This window comes from Streptomyces sp. NPDC056486 (assembly GCF_042795295.1).
Taxonomy (GTDB): Bacteria; Actinomycetota; Actinomycetes; order Streptomycetales; family Streptomycetaceae; genus Streptomyces.
On record NZ_JBHTSF010000238.1, the window covers coordinates 1 to 10,786 of the forward strand.

10 protein-coding genes are annotated in these 10,786 nt (G+C 69.7%); 7 read left to right on the top strand and 3 right to left on the bottom strand.

Going from position 1 to position 10,786, the window contains the following annotated elements; translation table 11 throughout:
• The first annotated feature begins 51 nt into the window (after nt 1-51).
• Both mmpB and ACFQ7F_RS43250 read left to right on the top strand, forming a co-directional pair.
• Complete coding sequence (gene mmpB, locus ACFQ7F_RS43245) at nt 52-180, top strand: morphogenic membrane protein MmpB (protein WP_383284338.1); 129 nt, start codon at nt 52-54, stop codon at nt 178-180.
• Nucleotides 181-213: 33 nt separating this feature from the next.
• Nucleotides 214-822 (top strand): nucleoside triphosphate pyrophosphatase, encoded by a 609-nt coding sequence (locus tag ACFQ7F_RS43250; RefSeq protein ID WP_383284315.1) that lies wholly within the window; start codon nt 214-216, stop codon nt 820-822.
• A gap of 55 nt (nt 823-877) precedes the next feature.
• Here ACFQ7F_RS43250 and ACFQ7F_RS43255 read toward each other — a convergent pair whose 3' ends face one another.
• Complete coding sequence (locus ACFQ7F_RS43255) at nt 878-1,354, bottom strand: hypothetical protein (protein ID WP_383284317.1); 477 nt, start codon at nt 1,352-1,354, stop codon at nt 878-880.
• Between the two features lie 351 nt (nt 1,355-1,705).
• On the opposite strand from ACFQ7F_RS43255, the gene ACFQ7F_RS43260 reads away from it, so the two are divergent.
• A complete protein-coding gene (locus ACFQ7F_RS43260) occupies nt 1,706-3,478 on the top strand; it encodes an acetyl/propionyl/methylcrotonyl-CoA carboxylase subunit alpha (protein WP_383284320.1) in 1,773 nt (590 codons plus the stop codon).
• A 145-nt stretch (nt 3,479-3,623) separates the two neighbouring features.
• Nucleotides 3,624-4,274 (top strand): TetR/AcrR family transcriptional regulator, encoded by a 651-nt coding sequence (locus ACFQ7F_RS43265; protein WP_383284323.1) that lies wholly within the window; start codon nt 3,624-3,626, stop codon nt 4,272-4,274.
• Here ACFQ7F_RS43265 and ACFQ7F_RS43270 read toward each other — a convergent pair.
• Together ACFQ7F_RS43270 and ACFQ7F_RS43275 are read right to left on the bottom strand one after the other, a co-directional pair.
• Nucleotides 4,260-5,237, bottom strand: a complete 978-nt coding sequence (locus tag ACFQ7F_RS43270) for a DeoR/GlpR family DNA-binding transcription regulator (RefSeq protein ID WP_383284326.1) — start codon at nt 5,235-5,237, stop codon at nt 4,260-4,262. The two genes, ACFQ7F_RS43265 and ACFQ7F_RS43270, sit on opposite strands and share 15 nt — an antisense overlap.
• A gap of 208 nt (nt 5,238-5,445) precedes the next feature.
• Nucleotides 5,446-6,894, bottom strand: coding sequence for an NAD(P)H-quinone dehydrogenase (locus ACFQ7F_RS43275; RefSeq protein WP_383284329.1), 1,449 nt, complete (start codon nt 6,892-6,894; stop codon nt 5,446-5,448).
• Nucleotides 6,895-7,034: 140 nt separating this feature from the next.
• On the opposite strand from ACFQ7F_RS43275, the gene ACFQ7F_RS43280 reads away from it, so the two are divergent.
• The 3 genes from ACFQ7F_RS43280 to ACFQ7F_RS43290 all read left to right on the top strand — a co-directional run bounded on the left by ACFQ7F_RS43280 (nt 7,035) and on the right by ACFQ7F_RS43290 (nt 10,545).
• Nucleotides 7,035-7,472: a gamma-glutamylcyclotransferase gene (locus ACFQ7F_RS43280; RefSeq protein ID WP_383284332.1), complete on the top strand. Its 438-nt coding sequence runs from the start codon at nt 7,035-7,037 to the stop codon at nt 7,470-7,472.
• 112 nt (nt 7,473-7,584) lie between these two features.
• Complete coding sequence (locus ACFQ7F_RS43285; protein WP_383284335.1) at nt 7,585-8,409, top strand: purine-nucleoside phosphorylase; 825 nt, start codon at nt 7,585-7,587, stop codon at nt 8,407-8,409.
• A gap of 471 nt (nt 8,410-8,880) precedes the next feature.
• Nucleotides 8,881-10,545: a phospho-sugar mutase gene (locus ACFQ7F_RS43290; RefSeq protein WP_383284341.1), complete on the top strand. Its 1,665-nt coding sequence runs from the start codon at nt 8,881-8,883 to the stop codon at nt 10,543-10,545.
• Nucleotides 10,546-10,786: the final 241 nt, after the last annotated feature.

The following is a 10,786-nucleotide window of genomic DNA, read 5'->3' on the forward strand; positions in this document are numbered from 1 at the left end:
GAGTACGCGTACTCAGGCGCCCGGCACGTCACCGCGCGCAGTATCGGTCTCATGCTGTGGTCGGACCCCGAGAACAACCCGCCCAAGGACATGCGGGACATGCAGGCGAAGATGCGCCGTGCGGGGCTCGTCCTCGCCCTGGCGATGGTCGTGGCGATGTTCGTCCTCGGCCTGCACTGAGGCCCGCCGCCTGAAGCTCGCTACGCTGGCCGCATGAGTGATCAGCCCCGCCGTCTCGTCCTCGCCTCCAAATCCCCCGCAAGGCTCGGCCTCCTGCGCCAGGCCGGTCTCGCCCCCGAGGTGATCGTCAGCGGGGTCGACGAGGACGCGATCTCCGCACCCACACCCGCCGAGCTCGCCGTCGCCCTGGCCGAGGCCAAGGCGTCGGTCGTCTCCGCGCGCCCGGACGCGAAGGGCGCCCTGGTCGTCGGCTGCGACTCGGTCCTCGAACTGGACGGAGAAGCGCTCGGCAAGCCCGCCGACGCCGAGGAGGCCACCGCCCGCTGGAAGTCCATGCGCGGCCGCGCGGGCATCCTGCAGACCGGCCACTGTGTGTACGACACCGTGGCCGGACGCCATGTGTCGGCACTCGCATCGACCGTCGTCCGCTTCGGCGATCCTTCGGACGAGGAGGTCGCCGCGTACGTGGCGAGCGGTGAACCGCTGCACGTGGCGGGCGCGTTCACGCTCGACGGCCTCTCGGCCCCCTTCATCGACTCGATCGAGGGCGACCACGGCAACGTCATCGGCCTCTCGCTGCCGCTGCTCCGCCGCCTCCTCGGTGAATTGGGCGTGGGCATCACGGAGTTGTGGGCGAAGTAGCCCCAGGGGCCCCCGCGCGGGCCCCATGAGGGTCCTACGAGGGCCCTACGAGGGCTCAGGCGGGCTGTGGGGCGCCGTTCTCGGGCGCACCGCCGCCCGCTCCCTCATTGCCGACGCGCGGCTCGTCGGAGACCGCGTCGGGCTTCTTGTCGTACGCCACGAGCGTCAGCACGATCAGGCCGAGCACGATCATCATGAAGACGAAGGCGGGCCAGCCCACCAGGCCGACCGAGAACGCTCCGAGAACGCCGTGCACCACGGCGGCGCTGATGAGCAGCAGCCGTCCGAAGCGGCCCGGCGCGCGGTCGCGGATCGCCGAGCGCAGCATGATGACGCCGCACAGCGCGAGGTAGAGGCCGAAGAGGCCGCCCGCGATCCACGTCGACACGGACATCGCGTGCGGGTCGAGCCCGGCGAGCGACATGTCCTGCTTGTTCACGACGAGTCCCAGGAACCAGTTGAGCAACGCGATGCCCACCGCCTCCACCAAGAGCACGATCGCGCCCACCCAGGCCACCGGTCTACGCGCCACGGCGCCCACCCTCTTCCACTGTGTTACCGCTAGTACGTCCGAGACATCGCGAACGCTACTAACGGGTAAACCAGGGGACAAGGGCTGTGCCGAGGGCAAAGAATCATTGGGCCATTCGTAGGGACTCCACAAAGAATGGCCCTCCGCCGCAGCGCGCTCTCACAGAGACCTTGACCACACCGGCGCGTTAGTCTGCCTCGAAGGGACCCTGCGTACCGTGGTGCGACAAGGGATTTCACCGTCGGGCAGGCCCCGGATCACGCTCCGTGTGGGCAAGCTCACCATTGGGGACGGGTCGAAAGGTCGTGTCGGCAGTCCCTAAACTCGGCTTGTTTCAAGGAGGGAGCCATCGTGCGCAAGGTGCTCATCGCCAACCGTGGCGAAATCGCTGTCCGCGTTGCTCGGGCATGCCGGGATTCAGGGATCGCGAGCGTAGCCGTCTACGCAGATCCTGACCGGGATGCTCTGCATGTACGCGCGGCAGATGAGGCGTTCGCCCTGGGCGGTGACACTCCGGCCACCAGCTACCTGGATATTTCCAAGGTGCTGGCCGCGGCCAAGGATGCGGGGGCGGATGCGATCCACCCCGGTTACGGCTTCCTTTCGGAGAACGCCGACTTCGCCCAGGCCGTGCTGGACGCCGGTCTGATCTGGATCGGGCCGCCGCCGCAGGCCATCCGTGACCTGGGGGACAAGGTCGCCGCCCGGCACATCGCGCAGCGCGCGGGTGCCCCGCTGGTGGCCGGTACGCCGGATCCCGTCAGCGGGTCCGACGAGGTCGTGGCCTTCGCGGAGGAACACGGCCTGCCGATCGCGATCAAGGCCGCCTTCGGTGGCGGCGGACGCGGTCTGAAGGTGGCCCGGAACCTCGAAGAGGTGCCCGAGCTGTACGACTCCGCGGTGCGCGAGGCCGTCGCGGCCTTCGGCCGTGGCGAGTGCTTCGTCGAGCGTTACCTCGACAAGCCGCGGCACGTGGAGACCCAGTGCCTGGCCGACCAGCACGGCAACGTGGTCGTCGTCTCGACGCGTGACTGTTCGCTGCAGCGCCGCCACCAGAAACTGGTGGAGGAGGCGCCCGCGCCGTTCCTGAGCGAGGCCCAGACCGCCGAGCTGTACGCGGCGTCCAAGGCCATCCTCAAGGAGGCCGGCTATGTGGGCGCCGGCACCGTGGAGTTCCTCGTCGGCACCGACGGCACGATCTCCTTCCTGGAGGTCAACACCCGTCTGCAGGTGGAGCACCCGGTCACCGAAGAGGTCGCCGGCATCGACCTGGTCCGCGAGATGTTCCGCGTCGCGGACGGCGAGGAGCTGGGCTACGGGGATCCCGAACTGCGCGGCCACTCCTTCGAGTTCCGCATCAACGGCGAGGACCCGGGCCGCGGCTTCCTGCCCGCGCCGGGCACGGTGAGCGTCTTCGCCCCGCCCTCGGGTCCTGGCGTGCGTCTGGACGCGGGCGTGGAGTCCGGCTCGGTGATCGGCCCGGCCTGGGACTCGCTCCTGGCCAAGCTGATCGTGACCGGTGCGACGCGCGAGCAGGCCCTGCAGCGGGCCGCGCGCGCCCTTGAGGAGTTCAACGTGGAGGGCATGGCCACCGCCATCCCCTTCCACCGCGCGGTCGTCAAGGACCCGGCCTTCGCCCCCGAACTCACCGGATCCGCCGACCCGTTCACGATCCACACCCGGTGGATCGAGACCGAGTTCGTCAACGAGATCCCCGCGTTCGCCGCAGCGGTCGACACCGAGACGGACGAGGAGCCCGGCCGCGAGACGGTGGTCGTCGAGGTCGGCGGCAAGCGCCTCGAGGTCTCGCTCCCCTCGTCGCTCGGCATGACCATCGCCCGCACCGCTGCCGCGGGCGGCGCCCGCCCCAAGCGGCGCGCGGCGAAGAAGTCGGGCCCTGCGGCTTCCGGTGACACCCTGGCCTCTCCCATGCAGGGCACGATCGTCAAGATCGCGGTCGAGGAGGGCCAGGAGGTTCAGGAAGGCGATCTGGTCGTCGTCCTTGAGGCCATGAAGATGGAACAGCCTCTGAACGCACACCGCTCGGGCACGATCAAGGGCCTCACGGCGGAGGTGGGCGCGAGCCTGACCTCCGGCGCGGTCATCTGCGAGATCAAGGACTGACCCGCAGAGCAATACTCATACGCTGGACGGGCTGGGATCTCCCAGCCCGTCCGGCGTTTGAGGACGAACTCGGCGGAGCCGGTGACAGACGGTACGCACGCTTCGGGCAGACTAAGGGCACGCGTACAGGTCAGGGAGGCACGCCATGGCAGTGAGCCCACAAGAGCGCCCCCGCTTGAAAAGAGCTGACGCGCGCCGCAACTACGACCGGCTCCTCGCACAAGCGCGCACGGCCTTCGCCGAGCACGGCACGGACGCCTCGCTAGAGGACATCGCCCGCCACGCGAACGTAGGCATCGGCACCCTCTACCGCCACTTCCCCAACCGGCACTCTCTGATGAGCGCCGTCTTCGAAGAGGCGGTGAGCGATCTCCTCGACCACTCCCACGCGCTGCTCAAGGATCCGCAGCCCTGCTCGGCCCTGGTGACCTGGCTCCGCGCCATCATCACTCATGCGGGTGAGTACCGCGGGCTCTCCCGCGCCCTCATGTCGGCGTCGCACGACGACAGTTCGGCACTCTCCCGATGCAGCAGGCCGATGCGCGAGGCGGGTACGGCCCTGCTCGTGCGGGCGCAACAAGCCGGTGCCGTACGCCACGGCGTCTCGATCGGCGATCTGATGCAGCTGACCAACGCGATCGCGCTGGCCGCCGAAGAGACCCCCGACGAGCCGGAGTTGGCCGACCGCCTTCTGATGCTGACCCTGCGCGGCCTGAAGCCCGAAGGCTCGGCACCCGAAGGGTCGGCACCCGAAGAGCCCGGTCAGGACCCGGCGGCCGGTTCAACGGCGGCGTAGATCCGCCACCCGCGCGGAACGCTCCCCGGGCTGCTGCTCCCCGAGTACCGCACTGCGCAACTGCGCCCCAGGACCTGCCCCGTGACCACCGTGGTTACGGCGCTGCCCCGGCAGAGGCACGTCCCGGCGCGGCTGTCGCGCCGGGACGGAATCCACCCCTGATCCGGAGTTGGAGTTCGCGTTCCCGCCCGCGACCGCGATCTGTACGCCCTGGTCAGCCAGGGCCTGCAGTTCGGTGGCCGCACGGTCGTCGTGCGTGGGTGGTTCGTCCGTGACCAGGCGGGTGATGACGTCCGTCGGCACCGTCTGGAACATCGTGTCGGTGCCGAGCTTGGTGTGGTCCGCGAGGACCACGACCTCGGCAGCCGCCTGGACGAGCGCACGGTCCACGCTCGCGGAGAGCATGTTGGACGTGGAGAGACCGCGCTCGGCGGTCAGACCACTGCCCGACAGGAAGGCGCGCGAGACCCGCAGACCTTGCAGGGACTGTTCGGCCCCACTGCCCACGAGAGCGTAGTTGGAACCGCGCAGAGTGCCGCCGGTCATGACGACCTCGACGCGGTTGGCATGAGCCAGGGCCTGTGCCACCAAGAGGGAGTTGGTGACGACGGTCAGACCGGGCACCCGCGCGAGCCGTCGGGCCAGCTCTTGCGTGGTCGTACCCGCCCCGACGACGATGGCTTCGCCTTCTTCGACGAGTCCCGCCGCGAGATCGGCGATAGCCGTCTTCTCGGCGGTCGCGAGATGTGATTTCTGCGGAAAGCCGGACTCCCGCGTGAATCCGCCCGGCAATACCGCACCGCCATGTCTGCGGTCGAGGAGTCCTTCTGCCTCCAGCGCGCGCACGTCCCGCCGTACGGTCACTTCTGAGGTCTGGACGACGCGGGCGAGCTCCCGGAGCGATACCGCTCCGTTGGCCCGCACCATTTCGAGGATCAATTGGCGACGTTCTGCAGCGAACACGAAACTGACAGTAACCCCAACGACCGTCTGCTTTCAGCAGTTTGCGCCGAATTACAGAAGTTGTTCGCACGGCTGGGCGGGAAGTGGTATAGAGCCTATCCGCCCCGCCTATGCCGGGCGAATGGGACGCAACAGCCCGTGACCTGCGCAGAGTTAATACCCGCTCGAAACCCGATCAGTCGCCGTTCAACCGACGATCAGTCCGCGATCAGCCTTCGCCCGCCGACTTCCGCGTGTGGAGTTGACGCGCGACCTCGGCGATCGACCCCGAAAGGGATGGATACACGGTGAAAGCGTTCGCGATCTGCTCGACCGTCAGATTGTTGTCGACCGCGAGCGCGATGGGGTGGATCAGTTCCGAAGCGCGCGGCGCGACGACCACACCGCCCACCACGATTCCCGTACCGGGACGACAGAAGATCTTGACGAAGCCGTCGCGGATGCCCTGCATCTTCGCGCGCGGGTTGCGCAGGAGCGGCAGCTTCACGACACGGGCGTCGATCTTGCCGCCGTCGACGTCTGACTGGCTGTAACCGACGGTCGCGATCTCGGGGTCGGTGAAGACGTTCGACGACACGGTCTTCAGGTTCAGCGGCTGCACCGCGTCGCCCAGGAAGTGGTACATCGCGATACGCCCCTGCATGGCGGCGACGGAGGCGAGCGCGAAGATCCCGGTGACGTCACCGGCGGCGTACACACCGGGCGCCGACGTCCGCGACACCTTGTCGGTCCAGATGTGCCCGGAGTCCTTGAGCTTGACCCCGGACTCCTCCAGGCCCATGCCGCTGCTGTTCGGGATGGCACCCACGGCCATCAGGCAGTGCGTACCGGTGATGACGCGTCCGTCGTCGAGCGTCACCTCCACGCGGTCGCCCACCCGCTTGGCGGAGGCGGCGCGCGAGCGCGACATGACGTTCATGCCGCGGCGCCTGAAGACGTCCTCAAGGACGGCGGCGGCGTCCGGGTCCTCGCCGGGCAGCACGCGATCACGGCTGGATACGAGCGTGACGTTGGATCCGAGCGCCTGATAGGCACCGGCGAATTCGGCACCGGTGACACCGGAGCCGACCACGATGAGTTCTTCGGGGAGCTCGTCCAGGTCGTACACCTGGGTCCAGTTCAGGATCCGCTCGCCGTCGGGCAGTGCGTCGGGAACCTCGCGCGGGTGCCCGCCGGTGGCGATGAGCACGGCGTCGGCGACGAGAGTCTCTTCACTCCCGTCGGCCGCGCGCACGACGACCTTGCGCGAACCGTCGGTGTCCTGCTGGCCCTCCAGACGGCCACGGCCTCGCAGCACCCGCGCGCCCGCACGGGTGACGGAGGCGGTGATGTCGTGGGACTGCGCGAGCGCCAGGCGCTTCACACGCCGGTTGACCTTGCCGAGGTCGACGCCGACGACGCGCGCGGGAGTGTCGATGTGCGGAGTGTCGTCCGCGACGATGATGCCGAGCTCCTCGTACGAGGAGTCGAAGCTTGTCATCACCTCGGCCGTGGCGATCAGAGTCTTGGACGGGACGCAGTCGGTGAGCACCGACGCCCCGCCCAGACCGTCGCAATCGACGACGGTCACCTCCGCGCCGAGCTGGGCGGCAACGAGTGCCGCCTCGTATCCGCCGGGTCCGCCGCCAATGATCACGATCCGAGTCACGTACTCCATTGTCCCGCACGCTTCAAGGTGCTTCGCCCCGGGGGCTCCATCCGGGCCTTTCTTCCTACAAGAAGGGCACTCCCGTCACCCAAGAAGGGCACTCCCGTCACCGGAGGGACGCACGCGTCACCTGCCGTACCCTCGACCACATGTCGCTCTACGCCGCGTACGCCGGCAATCTGGATCCGCGGCTCATGTCACGCCGCGCCCCGCACTCACCACTGCGCCAGACCGGCTGGCTGAGCGGCTGGCGGCTGACGTTCGGCGGGGAGCACATGGGGTGGGAGGGCGCGCTCGCGACCATCGTCGAGGCGCCTCGCTCACAGGTCTTCGTGACCCTCTACGACGTCGCCCCCATGGACGAGGACTCCATGGACCGGTGGGAGGGCGTGGGGCTCGACATCTACCGCCGGATGCGGGTGCGCGTGCACACCCTGGACGGCGAGGAACCCGCCTGGGTGTACGTCCTCAATGGATACGAGGGCGGGCTGCCGGCGGCGCGCTATCTGGGGGAGCTGGCCGACGCGGCGGAGACCGCGGGAGCGCCCCACGATTACGTGATGGAACTCCGTAAGCGCCCCTGCTAGGCGCCCTCCTCTGCTGCTTCCGGGCTCTCGTCGGAAACGACAAGACAACGATCCGAATCCCGTGAGCATCGTCATCTACGCGCGTAGGGCGTGAGCGGCTACTCTCATCCGCGTGAACGCTTCAGTTATTCCGGACGACATCCAGGGCGACCCCTACGCCGCCGCCGACGCCGCCGCCGCGCGCCTGCGTGAGCTGACGGGCGCCGAGACCCACGACGTAGCCCTGGTGATGGGCTCCGGCTGGGCGCCGGCGGTGGACGCGCTCGGCGTGCCCGACGCCGAGTTCCCCGTCACCGAGCTGCCCGGCTTCCCGCCGCCGGCGGTGGAGGGACACGGCGGCCGTATCCGTTCCTTCAAGGTCGGTGAGAAGCGCGCCCTCGTCTTCCTGGGCCGCACCCACTATTACGAGGGCCGTGGCGTCGCCTCCGTGGCGCACGGCGTGCGCACCGCGGTGGCCGCAGGCTGCAAGACGATCGTGCTGACGAACGGCTGCGGCGGTCTGCGCGAGGGCATGCGCCCCGGCCAGCCGGTCCTGATCAGCGATCACCTCAACCTGACGGCCACGTCGCCGATCGTCGGCGCGAACTTCGTGGACCTCACGGACCTGTACTCCCCGCGCCTGCGCACCCTCTGCAAGGAGGTCGACCCCTCCCTCGAAGAGGGCGTCTACGCACAGTTCCCCGGCCCGCACTACGAGACCCCGGCCGAGGTCCGCATGGCCCGCACGATCGGTGCGGACCTGGTGGGCATGTCGACGGTCCTCGAGGCGATCGCCGCGCGCGAGGCAGGCGCGGAGGTACTCGGCATCTCCCTGGTCACGAACCTCGCCGCGGGCATGACGGGCGAGCCCCTGAACCACGAGGAGGTGCTCCAGGCGGGCCGCGACAGTGCTACCCGCATGGGGGAGCTGCTTGGTCAGGTGCTGGGCCGTATCTGATTTTCCCTGGCGGGGCGCCTTGCCTGGCGGGGCGCCTTTGCCGGCGGGCCTGCCTTGCCTGGCGGGCGCCTCTGTCGGGCGGGGCGCTGCGTACTTCGCCTTGGCGCCCGGCGTGCCCGTTGCCGCACAAGCTTTCCCGCCCACCCGCCCGATTGCCCCGCGTCGTCGGGCGGGCGGACAGCGAAACCCTTCCCGTCACGGGGTGCTCGGGTGGGCGGGCGGGAAATATCCGCCGCGAAGCGGTGGAACAGGAAACATCCCTCCCGACCCGGGGTGGGCGGGTGGGCGGGTGGGAGACACCCGTCGCGCAGCGGCGGAACAGGAGACCCTCCCCCATCGCGGGGTAATCGGGCGGGTGGGTGGGGAACATCCGCCGCGAAGCGGCGGGACAGGAAAGCCCCCCCCCGCCCCGGGGCAGGAACACCCGGGCCCAGCAATAGAACTCCGCATACGAGAGGCTGAAGAAACGTGCTGGACGACTCTGAACTCATCGCGCGCGCCCAGACCTGGCTGGCCGAGGACCCGGACCCCGAAACCCGCGAGGAACTCGCCAAGCTCATCGACACCGCGGTCGACACCGCGGACACCGAAGAGCTGGCCGCCCGTTTCAGCGGCACTCTCCAGTTCGGCACCGCAGGCCTCCGCGGCGAGCTCGGCGCGGGCCCCATGCGCATGAACCGTTCGGTGGTCATCCGCGCGGCCGCGGGCCTCGCCGCGTACCTCAAGTCCAAGGGCCAGACCGACGGCCTCGTGGTGATCGGCTACGACGCCCGCCACAAGTCCACGGACTTCGCCCGCGACACCGCGGCCGTCATGACCGGCGCGGGCCTCAGGGCAGCGGTACTCCCCCGCCCCCTCCCCACCCCCGTACTGGCCTTCGCCATAAGGCACCTCGGCGCGGTCGCGGGCGTAGAGGTCACGGCGAGCCACAACCCCCCGCGCGACAACGGCTACAAGGTCTACCTCGGCGACGGCTCCCAGATCGTCCCGCCCGCGGACGCGGAGATCGCGGCACAGATCGACGCCATCGCCACGCTCCACGACGTCCCCCGCCCCGAGACCGGCTGGGAAACCCTCTCGGACGACGTCCGAGACGCCTACCTGGCCCGCACGGACGCCGTCCTGGCCCCCGGCTCCCCCCGGACGGCCCGCACGGTCTACACGGCGATGCACGGCGTCGGCAAGGACACCCTCCTCGCGGCGTTCGAGCGGGCCGGTTTCCCCGCGCCCTCCCTCGTCGCCGAACAGGCGGAGCCCGACCCGGACTTTCCCACGGTCGCGTTCCCCAACCCGGAGGAGCCGGGCGCGATGGACCTCTCCTTCGCGAAGGCCCGCGAGGTGGACCCCGACCTGATCATCGCCAACGACCCGGACGCGGACCGCTGCGCGGCGGCGGTGAAGACCAGCCCCGACGGCCCCGACGGCACGGACTGGCGCATGCTCCGCGGCGACGAGGTCGGCGCTCTCCTCGCGGCCCACCTCGTACGCCGAGGCGCCCGCGGCACGTTCGCCGAGTCGATCGTGTCCTCATCGCTCCTGGGCCGGATCGCGGAGAAGGCGGGTCTTCCGTACGAGGAGACCCTCACCGGCTTCAAGTGGATCGCCCGCGTCGAGGGCCTGCGCTACGGCTACGAAGAGGCCCTCGGCTACTGCGTGGACCCCGAAGGCGTACGCGACAAGGACGGCATCACGGCGGCGCTCCTGCTCACGGAGCTGGCGTCCGAGCTCAAGGAGCAGGGCCGCTCGCTGCTCGACCTCCTCGACGACCTGGCCGTGGAGCACGGCCTGCACGCCACCGACCAGCTCTCGGTTCGCGTGGATGACCTCTCCCTGATCGCGGACGCGATGCGCCGCCTGCGCGAGCAGCCGCCGACGGCGCTCGCGGGCCTGCCCGTGACGAAGGCCGAGGACCTGACGCAGGGGACGGACAAGCTGCCGCCCACGGACGGCCTGCGCTACACGCTCGACGGGGCCCGCGTCATCGTGCGCCCGAGCGGCACGGAGCCGAAGCTGAAGTGCTACCTGGAGGTGGTGGTCCCGGTGGCGGCGAAGTCCGACCTGCCTGCCGCCCGTACCAAGGCGACGGACCTCCTCTCGGCGATCAAGCGCGACCTGTCGGCGGCAGCAGGCATCTGAAGGACTGAACGAGCACCTGAACGAGATCCTGTAACGAAAACTGAGGCGGGTGGCCGCAGCCGCCACCCGCCGCCACCCGTCCGAGTGGTTCCCCCGAAGCAGCTGCCGCAGCGATCCGTGGGGGGGCGGGGGGCCCGGGCGGGGGGGGGGGCGGGCCCCGACACGGGACGGGGGCGGGCGCCGGGGCGGGAGGCGGGGGGGTTGTAAGAAAAAAAAGGCCCCCACACCAGGGAAGAAAAGG